This is a genomic window from Novosphingobium naphthalenivorans NBRC 102051, from assembly GCF_001590985.1.
Classification (GTDB): Bacteria; Pseudomonadota; Alphaproteobacteria; order Sphingomonadales; family Sphingomonadaceae; genus Novosphingobium; species Novosphingobium naphthalenivorans.
In genome coordinates, this window is the sequence record NZ_BCTX01000003.1 from 1 (window position 1) to 15,445 (window position 15,445).

15 protein-coding genes and 1 riboswitch are annotated in these 15,445 nt (G+C 65.3%); of the genes, 6 read left to right on the forward strand and 9 right to left on the reverse strand.

The window, feature by feature from the left end; translation table 11 throughout:
* Positions 1 to 393 precede the first annotated feature (393 nt).
* A complete protein-coding gene (locus NN5_RS01600; protein WP_169800931.1) occupies positions 394 to 771 on the forward strand; it encodes a UrcA family protein in 378 nt (125 codons plus the stop codon).
* 223 nt (positions 772 to 994) lie between these two features.
* Here NN5_RS01600 and NN5_RS01605 read toward each other — a convergent pair whose 3' ends face one another.
* Entirely contained in the window at positions 995 to 1,912 is a 918-nt protein-coding gene (locus NN5_RS01605; RefSeq protein ID WP_157080959.1) for a transferrin-binding protein-like solute binding protein, read from the reverse strand.
* A gap of 13 nt (positions 1,913 to 1,925) precedes the next feature.
* Entirely contained in the window at positions 1,926 to 3,254 is a 1,329-nt protein-coding gene (locus NN5_RS01610) for a surface lipoprotein assembly modifier (RefSeq protein ID WP_084384668.1), read from the reverse strand.
* Between the two features lie 236 nt (positions 3,255 to 3,490).
* Between NN5_RS01610 and NN5_RS01615 the strand changes: the two genes are divergently transcribed.
* Positions 3,491 to 5,152: a M28 family metallopeptidase gene (locus NN5_RS01615; RefSeq protein ID WP_067732312.1), complete on the forward strand. Its 1,662-nt coding sequence runs from the start codon at positions 3,491 to 3,493 to the stop codon at positions 5,150 to 5,152.
* 3 nt (positions 5,153 to 5,155) lie between these two features.
* Complete coding sequence (locus NN5_RS01620) at positions 5,156 to 5,737, forward strand: septal ring lytic transglycosylase RlpA family protein (RefSeq protein ID WP_067732313.1); 582 nt, start codon at positions 5,156 to 5,158, stop codon at positions 5,735 to 5,737.
* A 71-nt stretch (positions 5,738 to 5,808) separates the two neighbouring features.
* Here NN5_RS01620 and NN5_RS01625 read toward each other — a convergent pair whose 3' ends face one another.
* Both NN5_RS01625 and NN5_RS01630 read right to left on the reverse strand, forming a co-directional pair.
* A complete protein-coding gene (locus tag NN5_RS01625) occupies positions 5,809 to 6,015 on the reverse strand; it encodes an FmdB family zinc ribbon protein (protein ID WP_067732314.1) in 207 nt (68 codons plus the stop codon).
* Positions 6,016 to 6,088: 73 nt separating this feature from the next.
* On the reverse strand, positions 6,089 to 6,535 hold the full coding sequence (locus tag NN5_RS01630) for a globin domain-containing protein (RefSeq protein ID WP_067732315.1): 447 nt from the start codon (positions 6,533 to 6,535) through the stop codon (positions 6,089 to 6,091).
* 101 nt (positions 6,536 to 6,636) lie between these two features.
* Between NN5_RS01630 and NN5_RS01635 the strand changes: the two genes are divergently transcribed.
* The 3 genes from NN5_RS01635 to NN5_RS01640 all read left to right on the forward strand — a co-directional run bounded on the left by NN5_RS01635 (position 6,637) and on the right by NN5_RS01640 (position 9,722).
* Entirely contained in the window at positions 6,637 to 7,059 is a 423-nt protein-coding gene (locus tag NN5_RS01635; protein WP_067732316.1) for an Rrf2 family transcriptional regulator, read from the forward strand.
* A 51-nt stretch (positions 7,060 to 7,110) separates the two neighbouring features.
* The gene (locus NN5_RS26215; protein WP_169800932.1) at positions 7,111 to 7,275 is read left to right on the forward strand and encodes a hypothetical protein; all 165 of its coding nucleotides are present in this window, start codon (positions 7,111 to 7,113) and stop codon (positions 7,273 to 7,275) included.
* A 296-nt stretch (positions 7,276 to 7,571) separates the two neighbouring features.
* Positions 7,572 to 9,722: a M3 family metallopeptidase gene (locus tag NN5_RS01640; RefSeq protein ID WP_245656134.1), complete on the forward strand. Its 2,151-nt coding sequence runs from the start codon at positions 7,572 to 7,574 to the stop codon at positions 9,720 to 9,722.
* Between the two features lie 262 nt (positions 9,723 to 9,984).
* Here the strand turns inward: NN5_RS01640 and NN5_RS01645 are convergent, their stop codons facing one another.
* The 5 genes from NN5_RS01645 to NN5_RS01665 all read right to left on the reverse strand — a co-directional run bounded on the left by NN5_RS01645 (position 9,985) and on the right by NN5_RS01665 (position 15,148).
* Positions 9,985 to 10,569: a J domain-containing protein gene (locus tag NN5_RS01645; RefSeq protein WP_067732317.1), complete on the reverse strand. Its 585-nt coding sequence runs from the start codon at positions 10,567 to 10,569 to the stop codon at positions 9,985 to 9,987.
* A gap of 136 nt (positions 10,570 to 10,705) precedes the next feature.
* Positions 10,706 to 11,446 carry an ABC transporter ATP-binding protein gene (locus NN5_RS01650; RefSeq protein WP_067732318.1) on the reverse strand — a complete coding sequence of 247 codons (741 nt, stop codon included), beginning with the start codon at positions 11,444 to 11,446 and terminating at the stop codon, positions 10,706 to 10,708.
* Entirely contained in the window at positions 11,443 to 12,408 is a 966-nt protein-coding gene (locus NN5_RS01655; RefSeq protein ID WP_067732319.1) for a FecCD family ABC transporter permease, read from the reverse strand. The genes NN5_RS01650 and NN5_RS01655 overlap by 4 nt, the downstream gene beginning before the upstream one ends.
* Positions 12,405 to 13,310, reverse strand: coding sequence for an ABC transporter substrate-binding protein (locus NN5_RS01660; RefSeq protein WP_084384670.1), 906 nt, complete (start codon positions 13,308 to 13,310; stop codon positions 12,405 to 12,407). The genes NN5_RS01655 and NN5_RS01660 overlap by 4 nt, the downstream gene beginning before the upstream one ends.
* Positions 13,311 to 13,312: 2 nt before the next feature.
* Positions 13,313 to 15,148, reverse strand: coding sequence for a TonB-dependent receptor domain-containing protein (locus tag NN5_RS01665; RefSeq protein ID WP_067732320.1), 1,836 nt, complete (start codon positions 15,146 to 15,148; stop codon positions 13,313 to 13,315).
* A 98-nt stretch (positions 15,149 to 15,246) separates the two neighbouring features.
* Positions 15,247 to 15,441, reverse strand: a riboswitch (cobalamin riboswitch).
* Positions 15,442 to 15,445: the final 4 nt, after the last annotated feature.

The following is a 15,445-nucleotide window of genomic DNA, read 5'->3' on the forward strand; positions in this document are numbered from 1 at the left end:
GACTAGAAGGCAACCAGCAGGAGTTGCCCAAGCGGTTCCCGGGTCATTTTTTGGCGGCTTATCGCTCATACAGGGCGTTTCGCCGCACTCGCACCCTTGCAATCTTTTAATGAAATTAACCGGGTTGTATAAATGAAAGTTACCGCAGGGAGAGGCGGCACTTTAGGTAAGTTACACGAATGACTGCAAATTCCCGTAACAGACCCTTTTAAATACAAGCGACTCAAGACCTAGATGACAACAGGCCTTCCGCCGCTTCTGGTTGGAAAGGACTTGCTGCATAGCAACGCGGCCTGTCTCGTTTCGCCGATTACCAACGATTAATCATCCGATTTCCGGACACTTATGTCCGGAACTCCTCCCCCTGCGCCTTGTCCAGAGAGGAGACAGACCATGAGAAGGCTTACAATTGCCGCCTGCGCAATGACAGCACTGCTCGTCGGCTCGCCCGCGGTTGGAGACGTCATCGTGCAGGATGGAGGCTGGGCTGACCGGCCTTACGTCGAAGTCCGCTACGGCGACCTCAACCTTGACAGCCAGAGCGGCATCGCAACCCTGAACAAACGCCTGACCGCCGCCGTCATGACGGTCTGCGGTGACGACGACATCCGCCTGTTGCGGGAACATATGGCCGTTCGAAACTGCCGGAGCGATACGATGGAGCAAGCCTTCGCCGATCGTGACGCCGTGATCGCGGCACATATGGCGGCCCGCAACGATCCCACCAGGCTCGCCGCCATGGAGCTTCCAGCCTTGCGCGTGCATCGCTGACCTCAAGCCCCCGCCCGGGCCGGCTTGCGGGCGATACCCTTGCAGCACGTCCCACTGCAATCGCCCAGCGATCAAGTCCGGTCCGGCCCCAAGGCCCGCCCTCATCCGCAAGGGGCGGGCCTTGGCTCATCCGGTCGCGGCCCTGATTACGAAGCTGCTGTGGCGATCCGCGCACCGTCGGTGCGTCCATGGAAAGCCAGCACTCCATCGAAGGCGGCAATCTCTACTTTTTGATACCCGCGACGATGCCGCTGCCTTCGAAACCAGAACCGGCGGCATACCAGACATAGCCCATTTCTGCCCCTTGCGGTCCGAACAGAGATCCCGTGAAAGCTCCGGTCGCGTTTGATCCAGCAAGTGTTCCCGAAAAACCAGGGCCGCCGGAATCCAGCGAACCGGTTCCCGTGAACGATCCGAAATTTCGTGAAACACCGGTCTGGTACGAAGTGCCGGCAAGGTTAAGAGTCGTATTGACCGAGCCAGTTCCGAAATTGAGCGAGAACGTGGCAGAGGATTCACTGGTTCCGGTGTTGGGATCGGACAAGGTGTAGGTCGTGTCATCACTCATCACCGAGCCCCCGACGTATGTGTCGTAGGAGGCAGTTCCCGACTTGGGAATATCGCTTTTTTGGGTTTGCACGCCGCCGACGAACAGATTGTCACGCAATGCAGTTATTACGCTCCCTGCCGGCACATGCCGCCAAGTCCCGAACATCGTGTAGCTGAGCCGGACATTCTTCACCATAAGGCGCCACAACCAAACGTTGTCCCCAGCGGTACTGTCGCTCTTGCCGTAAACGCTCCTTACATTGTTCGACAGGGCGGAATCATAGTTCGCCTGAGTCATCGCGACCGAATAGCCCTCCGGCGAGGTCAGCATGTAGGCACCTGCAGACGCATCGTAGTCAACCCGGACTGCCGAACCGGCTTTGTAGCCTGTCGCTGAACTGCTGTTGCCCCGAAAAACCGGTACGTTAATGCTCGCCGTCTCGAATGTCTGAGTTCCGCTGAGCTGATCCAACGTTGCATATGTGGCAGCAGGCGTCGGGGCCGGCGTGCTGTTCACCCCGCCTCCGCCGCCGCACGCGGACAACGCAAACACCAGTGCCAGGGCTGTCGCCCCGCCAAAACCATGCTTCATCAATGTCGCACCTTCAGAAAGCCGAACTCACGCCCAGTTCGGCAGAAACGCGTTTGTAGTCATAGATCTCGATCGAAGACCGGTTGCGCTCCCACTTGACGCGCACCAGCGGCGCGAAGGCGCCAACGTGGAGGGCGCGCAGCGTGGCGGCGAGACTTGCGGAATAGCGGTCTTCCACGCGCCGATGGGGATAGAGGAACAACCGCGCGTCTGCTTCCAGGTGGCTATAGCCAGCCGTGCCGATCAGGGTAGTGCGGCCCACTTCGCGGAAGACGTAGACGCTCGCCCCGCCGCTCGCGAGCGAATAGCCCGGATCGCGTGCAGCCTCGCGGAAACCGTAGACCTGGACGCCCCCGCCCATGCGCGCGCTGAAGGCACGGTCGAGGCTGGCGCTGAGCGTGAAATCATCGGCGACCTGCAAGGCATTGCGCTTGTTCTCGACATGCGTGATGCCGCCCTCAATGCGCAACTGGCTGCGCTTTCCGGTGGGATGCTGCCAGTTTGCCGTGCCGCCGTAGCTGAGCGAATAGAGCGACTTGCCGTACCAGCGCCAGGTCGGCCCGGCGGCCAGCGTGATCCGGTCCTTGCCGGAAGCGTACTGCGGACCGATCTGCAGGCCGGTCGAGATATCGTTGAACGCACTGTCGCGGTAGAGGCTGCCGCCCCCGGATACCCGCACAAGCAGGTCGGTTCCCTTCTCCAGTCCCTCGCGCCAATAGGCCTGTCCGCGAAGATCGAGGCCGACACCCGATTTCGCCTGCGCATCCTTGTCCAGCGTGAAGTCGCCGATGACTGTCCCCAGCGTATCGGAACGGGTGGCGCGGTTGATGTTGCTGTCCGGCGCCAGCGCCACTTCGAACGAGCCGCCGAAGGGTTTGCGGGCGTTCAGTGCATTGGCATAGAAGCGCACCATGCGCTCGACCTGCGGCGGCAGGCCCGCCGCTTCGGCGGCGCGGAATTCGCGTTCGGCGGCGCGCATGTCGCCGGTCATCGCCAGCACGCGCGCCAGTTCCAGCCGCACGCGCGCGGCCCCTGGCTTGTCATCGAGGATTCGGCGGAACGCAATGGCGGCGTCGGTGTAACGATGCAGGTCATCCGCCAGCATCATGCCCAGGCGAAAACGGGCTTCGGTGCGCAGTTCGGGATCGGGATCGGACTCCAGCGCGTGATAGGCCGCTTCGGCCGTCGCGAAATCCCCCTTCGCACGGGCCGCATCGGCAAGCGCAAACACCTGCGCGGCGGAAAGCCGGGCCGGTGTTTGCGCAGGAGACGTCCTTACGTCCTGAGCATGCACCACGACTGGCACGGCTACCAGCGCGGCCGCGGCAACAACCTTCGACAAGCTAATGATTCGCACCCCTTTTCGCGCCCACTATGAGTGGCAAGAGTGCCTGTCTACAGGGACAGAAACGGAAATGCGGCGATTTGCGCCCGGCACTGTTTCGCTGCCGGCCCGGCAGCCGATTTCCGCCATTTTTCGGCAGTTAAAATTTAGCAACAACCGGAGATCCGCGCGGCCAGGACATGCCGGCTCAAGCAGCGGGTTGCCTCTCCTGCCCCGGCATCTAGAATTGCCCCATGCACAAAACGATGTCCGCGCTGGTAACGGCGCTTCTCGCCTCGATCTCTCAACCCACGCTCGCCCAGGTCTCCGTCGATCCCGGCCGCATCGTCGAAGACGTGAAGACGCTTGCGTCAGACACGTTCGAAGGGCGTGCGCCCGGCACTGCGGGCGAGGAGCGCACGATCGGCTACCTGATCGCGCGGATGCAGGACACCGGGCTCGAACCCGCCGGCCCCGGCGGGCAGTGGGTGCAGACGGTGCCGCTGCTCCACACCGCCTTGCAGCCTGCCAAAACCCTGGCCTTTGCGACGCCCCAGGGCGTCATGCCGGTCGGGCAGAGCGAGCAGGTCTATGTCTCGACCGTGCGGCCCGACGACGAGGCAGTGATTGCGAATGCGCCGGTGGTCTTCGTCGGCTACGGCGTCGATGCACCCGAGCGCGGGTGGGACGATTTCAAGGGCGCGGACCTCAAGGGCAAGGTCGTGGTCTTCCTTGTCAACGATCCGGATTTCGCCGCCACGAAGGGCGAAGCGCCCTATGGCAAGTTCGGCGGGCGGACGATGACTTATTACGGCCGCTGGACCTACAAGTTCGAGGAAGCCGCGCGGCAGGGCGCGGTGGGCGCGCTGATCGTCCACGATACCGATGGGGCGGGCTATGGCTGGAATGTCGTGATCAGCCCGGGCGGCGAGAACTACGACATCGTGCGCAAGCCCGAGGACCTCACTTCGCTGAAACTGCAGGGCTGGATTTCGGGCGATGCGGCGAAAGAGCTGTTCGCCAAGGCCGGGCTCGATCTGGCGAAACTGCGCGCCGATGCGCGCAAGGCCTCGTTCAAGCCGGTGCCCTTGAAGGGCGTGACCTTCGATGCCGACGTGCCGGTGACGCATGAGCAGATCGCCAGCCACAACGTGCTCGGGCGCATTCCCGGCACTTCGCACGCCGATGAAGTGGTGATGTTCGGCGCGCACTGGGATGCCTATGGCAAGGGCGCGCCGGATGCACAGGGCCGCATCTACCGCGCCGGGGCCAACGACGATGCGCTGGGCATTGCCGGCATCCTCGACATCGCGCGGGTGATGAAGGCGGGGCCGCCGCCGCAGCGCAGTGTCGTCTTCGCCGCCTGGACGGCCGAGGAGCGCGGGCTGCTCGGGTCCGAGTACTACGCGGCGAACCCGGTCTATCCGATGGCCAAGACTGTCGCCAACCTCGCCATCGACATCCTGCAGACGGCGGGCGCGGCGAACGACGTGGTGCTGGTCGGCAAGGGACAGGACACGCTGGAGGACGACATGGCGCGCGTCGCCGCCACGCAGGGCCGCACGGTCACGCCCGAAAGCCTGCCCGAGCGCGGGCTGTTCTACCGCGCCGACCACTTCTCCTTCGCCAAGCGCGGGGTGCCGGTGATGCTGCTGATGGGCATTGCTGGCGCGGCCGACCTGAAACAGGGCGGGACGGCGGCCGGGCAGGCGTGGATCGATGCCTATACCGGCCAATGCTATCATCAGGCCTGCGACGCTTATGGCCCGGACTGGAACCTCGCGGGCGCGGTGCAGGACATCGACCTGATCGGCACGATCGGCGACGAACTGGCGAATTCGCGCCATTGGCCGCAGTGGAAACCGGGCTCCGAATTCAAGGCGGCCCGCGACAAGAGCGCGGGCGAGCGGGACTAGGCCATGCGGCTGCACGCCCTTGCCCCCGCGCTGCTGGCCCCTGCCATGCTGACGCTGGCGCTCTCGGCCTGCGGGGGCGGCGTGCATTACCGGCCGGTCAGCGACACCCCGGTGCGGATCGGCCCGGCCTATACCGTGCGCGGGGTGACATATACGCCCGCCGCTGATCCGCATTACGACATGCTGGGCTATGCGACCTGGTACGGGAACGAGAGCGGCAACCAGGTCGCCAATGGCGAACGGTTCCGGCCCGACTGGATCACCGCCGCGCACAAGACCCTGCCCTTGCCGAGCTATGTCGAAGTCACCTCGCTCGATACCGGCCGGCGCATTCTGGTGCGGGTCAACGATCGCGGACCGTTCGGCGAAAGCGCGCGGATCATCGACTTGTCGAAAGGCGCGGCCGAACTGCTCGGCGTGCGGGCGAAAGGCAAGGCCGCGGTGCGGGTGCGCGTGGTCCAGCCGGACGAGCACGACCGCAAGGCCCTGCGCAAAGGGCACACGGCGCGCCAGCTGTCACCCGTTTCGGGCCGGGCGCTCGCCAATCTGCAGGCGCAATTCGCACGCGGCGTCGGCCCGCGCTGACCCCGCGCTGACATAGCCCGGCGCACATTGTCGCGTTTGCGACATTGCCTGCGCCGGATTGGAACAGGCCTTCAGAAGTTGCTGAAATGCCCTTCCTTGCGCGCCTGCGCGCGGGCAGAGGCAATGATTGCCTTCGACTTACCCGGCGGAGAAACGCGCGAAATCAGGCGGTTGACCGAATGGTTGCCGCACTTCGGACAGACCGGCTGGTCGCTCGCGCGCATCAGCAGCTCGAAATCGGCCGAGCATTCGGGACAGTGAAAATCGTATAGCGGCATCGGGCTTCCCGGTCAGTTTGGATGGGGCGGGAAGCCCGATGCGAGATCTGTGCCAGAATTCGGGACGAAGGGATCAGGCCGCCCGCAGTTCGTATTCCTCGGCTTCCTTGCCGATCAGGATGTCGGCGAGGAACCAGTAAGCCTCGCCCCATGCCGCCAGGACCTCGTCGGTCGCGGCCTCGCCCAGCACGTCGCGGATCGCGGGCAGCAGCGCTTCGGCCACCAGCGGATAGTGCTCGGCCTTCACCCCGGTATCGCAATGCCGCTCAACCATGCGGCGCACCGGAGCGTCGAGGTTCTGCAGCTTGTCCACATTCTGGGCATAGGCCAGGATCGCCCCGGCAAGGCGGCGCGGCTGCTCGCCGGAATCCTGCGCGGCCTGATCGAACATCGCCTTCACGGCCTCGTTCTGGAACAGGCGATCGTACATGCGGGTGGTGATCGCGACGCCGTGCTGCTGCAGCGCCGGGGCCGTCGCCTTGACGATGGCAATGGTCTGTTCGGAAAGCGGTGCGGCCATGAAAGTCTTCTCCCTAAAACATGCGAATCGGATGCATCTATACGACGATCCAAAAACATGTAAATAGAATGCATGATAACCCGCGAACGAGGACACCTGCCTTGCGCCTGACCGCGCACACCGATTACGCCCTGCGCATCCTGCTCCATGCCGCACTGCTTGCGGACAAGGATGCCGAAGGCCTGCTGTCGATCGCCGAAGTCGCCGAGGCCCATGCGATCTCGCGCAACCATGCGATGAAAGTGGTGAACCTGCTCGCCAACGCAGGCCTGCTGGAGACAGTGCGCGGGCGCGGCGGCGGGTTCCGGCTGGGGCAGCCCGCCGGAGAGATCCGGCTCGGCCAGGTCGTGCGGCTGACCGAGCCGTGCCTGTCTCCCGCCGACTGCGCCCAATGCCTGCTGCGCTCCGGCTGCGGGCTGACGGCCATGCTCGGCCGCGCGATGGACGCTTTCCTCGCCGAACTCGACACGCAGACCCTGGCCGACGCCGCAGCGGCATCGCGCCTGCCGGTCATGCCGGCCTGACCGGGAACTTTAAGGCGGCTACGGCGTTTTCTCCTTGAGAGGAGAACCGGAATGAACATCGGAGCCGAAATTCCCTTCCGCCGCAGCCGCCGCAGGCAGGATGCCACCGGATCGCTGATCTTCGATCGCGAACGCGACGCGCGGATGCGCGAGCAAGGGGAATCACAGACGGGCAAGATGCACGTCTGGATGAACGGGCACTTCCGCAAGGCTTGACCTTGGGCTTGACCTTGGGCTTGACCTTGGCGCCTGACTTCGGTCCCTGATTGCATTCCGGCGGCGCCGCCGTTTCCGGGCGCAACAAGCTTGCGCGCCGGAGCGGCGACGCTTTTCATTTTCGCGCCCTTCCCGCCACCGGACGAAACCCTTTTGCAATCGCTTCACAAGCTCTTGCAACGCGCTGGATTCTCGGTTTCAAGCAGTGCCCATGACCATACCGGCAGCCCTTCGCGCCGCGTCTTTCGCCGCGCCCTTCCCCCTATCCGGCTGCCGCACCCCTGGAGAGCATGACAATGAAAATCCGGCTCATGGCCGCCGCCGCTCCGTTTGCCATCGCCCTGCTCGGCGCGGGCGCCATCATGCCTGCTGAAGCGAAGACGGCGGCAGCCGCGCCCGCTTACACCGGCCCCTTCGCACAGCCCAGCACCCTGCCCTTCCACGCGCCCGACTTCAGCGTGATCAAGGACAGCGACTACCAGCCCGCCATCGAGGCCGGCATTGCCGCCGAGCTGGCCGAAATGGAAGCGATCGCCAACAATCCGGCGAAGCCCACGTTCGAGAACACGGTCGTCGCGATGGAGCGGGCCGGCACGCTGCTCTCGCGCGTCGCCGGCGTGTTCGACCAGCTCGTGAGCGCGAACACCAACGACACGCTCGATGCCACCGATACCGCGATGTCCCCCAAGCGCGAGGCGCTCAAGGACGAAATCTACCTCAACGACAAGCTCTTCGCCCGCGTGAAGGCCGTGCATGACAGCGCCGCGGGCAAGGCCCTGACCGGCGAGGACAAGATGCTGCTGGAGACGACTTACGCCAAGTTCGTCCACCGCGGTGCCGAGCTCGATGCCGCGCACAAGGCCGAGCTCAAGCAGATGAACCTGCGGATCGCCGCGCTGGAAACCAAGTTCTCGCAGACGCTGACGGCGGGCACCGATGCCGCCGCCGTCGTCTTCGACAGCAAGGACCAGCTAGCCGGCCTGTCGGACGCCGACATTGCCGCTGCCGCCAAGCGCGCTGCCGACAAGGGGCTTGCCGGCAAATACGTGCTGGCGCTGGTCAATACCACGCAGCAGCCCGCGCTTTCGCAGCTCACCAACCGCGAGACCCGCAAGAAGCTGTTCGAAGCGAGCGTCACCCGCTGCACCGGCGGTGACGACAGCACCATCGGCATCGTCAGCGAGCTGGCCGTGCTGCGCGCGAAGAAGGCCAAGCTGCTTGGCCTGCCCGACTATGCGACCTTCCAGATGTACGACCGCATGGTCACCAAGCCGGCCAAGGCGATGGAGTTCATGAAGGGCTTCGTTCCCGCGCTGGGCGCCACCCAGTCGCGCGAGCAGGCGATCCTGACCGAAGCCGCCAAGGCCGACGGCGTGACCAAGCTGGAACCGTGGGACTGGGGCTACTACGCGGAGAAGGTCCGCAAGGCGAAGTACGATCTCGACGATGCGCAGATCAAGCCCTACTTCAATGTGTGGAACACGCTGGAAAACGGCGTTTTCTATGCCGCCACGCAGACTTACGGCATTACCTTCAAGCGCCGCACGGACCTGCCGGTGTATCACCCCTCGATGCGCGCCTACGAAGTGTTCGACAAGGACGGCAGCCCGCTGGCGCTGTTCTACTTCGATCCCTATGCCCGCCCCAACAAGCAGGGCGGCGCCTGGATGACCAACTTCGTCGAGCAGTCCGATCTGCTGGGCGACAAGCCGGTGGTGGTCAACACGCTCAACATCACCCCGCCCCCCGAAGGCCAGCCGCCGCTGGCGACGTGGGATGATGTGACCACGATGTTCCACGAATTCGGCCATGCCCTGCACGGCATGTTCGCCAGCCAGAAGTACCCCTCGCTCTCGGGCACCAACACCGCGCGCGACTTCGTGGAGTTCCCCAGCCAGTTCAACGAGAACTTCGCCACGGTGCCGCAAGTGCTGCAGCACTTCGCCAAGAACGCGGCCGGAGAAACAATTCCCGATGCGCTGATGCAGAAGATCGAGGCCGCCGAGAAGTGGAACCAGGGCCTGGGCTTCGGCGAGACGCTGGAAGCGGCCATGCTCGACATGGACTGGCACACCCTGAACGAAGAGCAGGCCGCCCAGCCGCCGCTCGCTTTCGAGGCCAAGGCGCTGGCCGGCATGGACGCCGAAGGCCTGCACACCGGGATGATCCCGCCGCGCTACCGCACGCCCTATTTCCGGCACATCTGGAGCAACGGCTATTCGGCCGGATACTACGCCTATATCTGGACCGAAATGCTGGCCCACGACGGCTGGGACTGGGTGGAAAAGAACGGCGGCATGACCCGCGCCAACGGCGACCACATCCGCGCTACCTTCCTGGGCCAGGGCCACAGCAAGGACTTCTCGGTCATGTACCACAACTTCACCGGGCATGATCCGCAGCTGGAGCCGATGCTCGAAGCGCGCGGACTGACGGAAAGCCAGTAATACCAAGCTGCGATGATCGGAACCCATAGAGCCCTCTCCCCTTCAGGGGAGAGGGTTGGGAGAGGGGAAGTGCGCTGGCGTTCCCCTCTCAACTCCGGCTAGGCGGTCAAGCCGCCAAGCCTGCGTATCTCTCCCCTGAAGGGGAGAGAGTATATGAGTCATGTTCATCGCACGCTGGTATAAGCCACGCCCCCTCCCGCCTTTCACCTGAGGCGGGAGGGGCGCCTTGGGGTGGTCAGGAAACAGCCCCCCGATCACCTCATCAGTGCGGCACGTCCTTGCCCGGGCCATCGCCGGCCTGCGCGATCAGCAGCTTTTCACGCAAGCTGGCCCGCGACGTGGAAATGACGTGATCGACGCCTTCGATCGTGATCGCCAGGGTTCCGTGCTCGGTCGTCACGATGAAGCCCTTTTCCTTCAGATACCACAGATGAAACTCGAACAGCTCGTCCGAACAGTTCAGCAACTGGTGGACATAATATCTGCCGACACCGGCATCCTGCGCCTGCTCCCGCCTTCGCTTGTAGAGGAACAGAAGGATCTTCGCATGAGCATCGGCATCGGAAATCGCCGATCGTTCATCATCGAGTTCATCAGCGGCTGAAGGAAACAGGAAGCCCGTGACCTCGGAATAGACGATATCGTATTCGGCGCGCTTCTCAGGAGTTCTCAACGCCTTGTAGGCAGAGATGATCTTCGTCAGCTTCTCTACGTCACCGCCTTCGGAATGATCCGGGTGGTACTTCTTGGCCAGCAAGTGGTAGGCCGATTCAAGCGCCCTTGCACTGCAACTCGGACTGACTTCCAGAATGTCGTAATAATCAACGAATGTATCGTCTTTGGTCATCTTCGAATTACCTCGATCGGCACCGGTATTTTTTTACCGCAAGATGACGGAAACGCCAGTCATAGGCGCGAATTTCTCTACAGCTTCCAGAACAGGGCAGCCTAGACCAGACCGCCGGTCCGGGCCGTGACTGCGCCTAACCCACCGACAGCGCCCGCGCGCCGGGTTCGCCCACCCAGCGCGCCGGGCAGCCCCAGACGCGCTCGACCACGTCGGCGCCGAGCGCGAATTCGGGCGCGCCATCGGCCACGAGGCGCCCCCGGTCGAGCACGATCACCCGGTCGGCATGGTTCATCGCCATGGCCAGGTCGTGCAGCACCAGCACCACGCCGCGGCCCAGCACGGCCTGTCTGCGGAAGCAGGCCAGCAGCGCAGCCGCATGGGCCAGGTCGAGGCTGGCCAGCGGCTCGTCGGCCAGCAGCCAGCCCGGCCCCGTCGCCAGCACCCGCGCCATCAGCGTGCGCGCCCGCTCCCCGCCCGAAAGCTGCGAGACGCGGCGGTGGCGGAGCGCATCGAGGTCCATCGCGGCGATCGCCTCGTCGATCGCGACTTGCGCCTCGCTGCCGGGAACGCCGCGCCACGGCAGGCGCCCCAGCGAGACCAGCACTTCGACCGAAAGGTCCCAGGCCACTTCCGGCGCTTGCGGCAGATAGCCGATGGCCCGCGCGCGGGTTTCGGGATGGAGGCCGGCCATCGGCTGGCCGCCCAGCGCGACATGCCCCCGGTCCGGCGGTTGCAGCCCGGCCAGACAGGAGAGCAGCGTCGACTTGCCTGCGCCGTTGGGGCCGCAGATCGCCGTCACTTCGCCCAGATGCAACATGACCGTGAGATCGGCGATGCGGTCCTTCACGCCCAGATCCAAGGTCTGCAGGCTCATACCAGCCCCTTTCGCATCCGCAGGAGCAGGTTCAGGAAGAACGGCGCGCCCAGCAGCGACAGGGCAATGCCCAGCCGCAGCTCCCCGCCGCTGAGCGGCAGCACGCGGCACAGGCAGTCCGCGGCGAGCAGCAGCAGCGCCCCGGCCAGCGCGCTCGGCACGATCAGCGAACTGGGGCGCCGGTCGGTCAGCGGGCGGACCAGATGGGGCACCATCAGGCCGACGAAGCCGATGATCCCGGCGACGGCCACCCCCGCGCCGACCGTCAGGCCGATCCCGGCAATCATCAGTGCCTGCAGCCGCTGCGGATCGACGCCCAGCGAACGCGCCGCCGCCTCGCCCAGCGTCAATGCGTCGAGACTGCGGCCCGCAGCGATCAGCACGCCGATGCCTGCCAGCGTAAAGGGCGTCGCGATCCCAACTTCGCGCCAGGACCGGTCGGCCAGCGTGCCCATCAACCAGGTGACGATCTCGCTCATCGCGAAAGGCGTGGGCGAAAGGCTGATGGCGAGGCTCATCAGGGCCCCGGCCAGGCTGGAGATCATCAGTCCGGCCAGCGTGAACAGGGCAATGCCGCCCTCGCGCCCGGCGATCAACGCCAGCAGCGCCATGGCACTGCCCGCGCCGATCAGGGCGAAGACCGGCAGCAGCCACACCGAAGCGGCATAGCCGGTCCAGAAGCTGAGCACCGCCCCCAGCGCCGCGCCGGGGGCAATGCCGAACAGCCCCGGATCGGCGAGCGGATTGCGCAGGAACCCCTGCATCGCCGCTCCCGACGCGCCCAGCCCGGCGCCCAGCACCAGCGCCAGCGCCGCGCGCGGCAGGCGCAATTGCATGAGGATCACCGCGGCGTTGCGCGTCTCGGGCGCGAACGGGTCGATCCAGACCCGCCCCGCCAGCAGCGAGAGCGGCACAGCCACGATGAGCGCGGCCAGCAGGATCAGGATGAGGCGGCGGTTCATGGTTTCCCCACCCCTCTATCGCGGGCTTGAGCCCCCTCCTCTTCAGAGGAGGGGGGTGGGGGTGGTGCAATCCCGCGCCTGACCTCGGCCAGCCGCGCCACGGCGCGCGGGATGGTCGGCCCGCCGCACCAGAGCAAGGCACTTTTCAGCGGCGCGCGGACTGTGCCCTTGAGAGCCTGCAAGGCGGGATGGCGCAACATGCGGTCTTCCTGCGATTGTGGATTGCCCACGGCGAAGATCACGCGAGGCGGATCGGCCAGCACGCGTTCGAGCGGCAGGAAATCGGCCTGCGACAGCCCGCGCGCGGCCGCCCCATTGGTGAAACCTGTGTGCTGCAGGAGGTCCGCGATCAGCGTGCCGTCTCCCGCGACGATGCCGCCCGATTCCCACACCAGCGCCGGGACAGGCGCCCGGCCGGCGGGCGGCGCGGCCTTCGCCAAAGCCGTTTCGATGCGCGTGACCAGTGCTTCCCCAGCCTGCGCGTGTCCGGCCAGCCCGGCCAGATCGCGAACCTGCTGTTCGGATGCCGCGACATCGGACGGGATCGGCAATGTCACCACCCGGATGCCGAGATCCTGCAACGCCTGCCGCGTGGCCGGGGCGAGGAAGCTGCCCGCCACCACCACATCGGGCGCGAGCGCGGCGACTTCCTCCACCGATCCCGAGGTCGCCCGAAAGCGCCGCGCCTTGGCGAGGTCCATCGAACTGGAAGCCGGGTCCCGGCTGTAGTGCGAAATCGCCAGAAGCTGCCCCGGCGCGGCCACTTCGGCCAGGATCGCATCGGTGCAGGGATTGAGCGAGACCAGCGTAGGGCCTGCGGGGACAAGCGCCGCCGTCCCGCCCGCACCGGAGCCGCCGCAAGCGGCGAGCCCCAGCGCGGCAAGGATGACGGCGCCGCGCATCGTCAGAGCTTCACCCGGACCCCGGCATAAGCCGAACGGCCCGGCGTGCCGTAAGTGCGCACGACCTCGTAATGCTCGTCGAACAGGTTTTCCACGCGGCCATAGACCTCGATATTGTCCGTCAAGGCGTAGGACGCCCGCACGCCGGCAACGACATAGCCATCCAGATAATACGTGTTGGCCGTATCGTCATAGCGCCCGCCGCCCACGCGCAGATCGGCGCCAAGCTTCAAGCCCAGAGCCCAGCTCTTGTCCAGACTGGCGTAGAAGTTGTTCTTCTGCCGCCGGGCCAGCTGCGCGCCGGTATCCTCGTTGGTGGCGTCGAGATAAGTATAGGCCAGGTTCACGTCGAAGCCATGCCAGTTCGCCACCTGCATACCCAGTTCCAGCCCCTGTGCACGGGCACGGCCGACATTGTAGTAGTTCCAGTTGGCCAGATCGTAGTCGATCAGGTTCTTCGTCTTGCGATCGAAGTAGGTCAGGGTGAAGCGGCCGGTGCCTTCGGCGAAGGGCTGCTCGATCCCCACGTCCCAGCCCTTTGACGTCTCGGGATCGAGCGCACGGAAACCGGCATTAGTGTAGAGCTGATAGAGCGAAGGCGCCTTGAAGCCCTCGCCATAGCTGGCGCGCAGCACCGGCGCTTCGTCGCCCGAACCGATCACCCAGGCGCCGTTCGCGGCGAAGGTGGTCTTGTGGCCGAAATCCGAATTGTCGTCGTAGCGCAGGCCGCCGTTGAGCGTCAGCCCGGCGAGCGGGCGCAGCGTCAGGTTGCCGTAGTAGCTGTCGATCGAGGTCGAATCCTTCGAGCCATAATTGTCGTCAAACTTCTGCTTCTCGGTCTCGGCGCCGACGAGGATCGAGGCCATTTCCACCGGCGTGAAGGACACCTGCCCTTCGACCCGCTCGACGCGGCCATTGGTCTCGTAAGGGCCCCAGACGGCATCGTTCGAAATGCGGTGGGTGTCGGTCAGACCATAGCCCACGCGCGCATTGAGGCGATCGTCGAGGCCCGAATAGCGCAGATTGGCATAGCCCAGCGCATCGCGCTTGAGGCCGGTGTTGAGCGCATCGGCACCGGTGTTATCGTAATCGTAGTTGGCCTTGGTCCAGTAGCCGCCCACGTCGGCCGAAAAGCCCGAGACCAGTTCCACTTCCGCGCGGGCATTGGCGCTCTTGCTTTCGAAGCCATCCTTCTCGGTGCCGCCAAGCCGCTCGTCGAAGGCCGAGAAGCCATCGCCCTTCATCCAGTTGCCGCCGAGCGTGAGGCCGACCGGCCCCAGCTTGCCCATGGCCGAGGCGCTGGCCTGACGGCGATTGCGCCAGCCGTATTCGGCCTGCGCCCGGCCGGTCCACTGATCGGTGGGACGCGCGGTGATGAAATTGATGACGCCGCCGATCGCGCGGCTGCCCCACAGCACGCCCGAGGACCCGCGCACCACTTCGACGCGGTCGAACTGGCCGATGGTGAGCGAGCCGAAATCGAAGCCGCCGCCGACGTCGCCCGGATCGTTCACCGGCACCCCGTCGATCAGCACCAGGCTCTGCGCATTGTCGGCGCCGCGGATGAACACGCTGGCGGGCTGGCCGAAGCCGCCCGACTGGGTGAACGAGACCCCCGGCAGACGCGCCAGCACGTCGAGCGCGGTGGTGGCCTGGGTGCGCTCGATCTCGTCGCGGGTGACGACGCTGACCGACTGGCCGATCTGGGTGATCGGGGTGGGCTCGCGCGTGGCCGTGACGACAATGGTATCAGCGGTATCGGCGGTATCAGCCGCTTCATCGGCCCATGCGGGCGTGCTCACCGCCAGCGCGGTGCCGAGCAGAAACAGGGACTTCATATGCATTCCTCCAACCTGAACGATAAGCCGTTCATGGCGGAGGGCACGCTCTTCACGGCGTGCGTCTCGCTGCATTCCGGTACACCCCGCCCGGCGCGGAACGACTGTCTCTGGGCAGGTCTCCTGGCTTCCGGGTCGATGCCCGCCCCCGCCTTCCCGGTCTTTCGACCAGTGGCCTATCGGGGGCAGACTTCCCGGTCACAGTTGCGGGGGCAGCGCCGGAATCGAACCGGCTTCCCTCTTCGGTCCGGAACCTCTTGCAAGGCCCGCGGACAACCCATGACATGACCGCGCCGA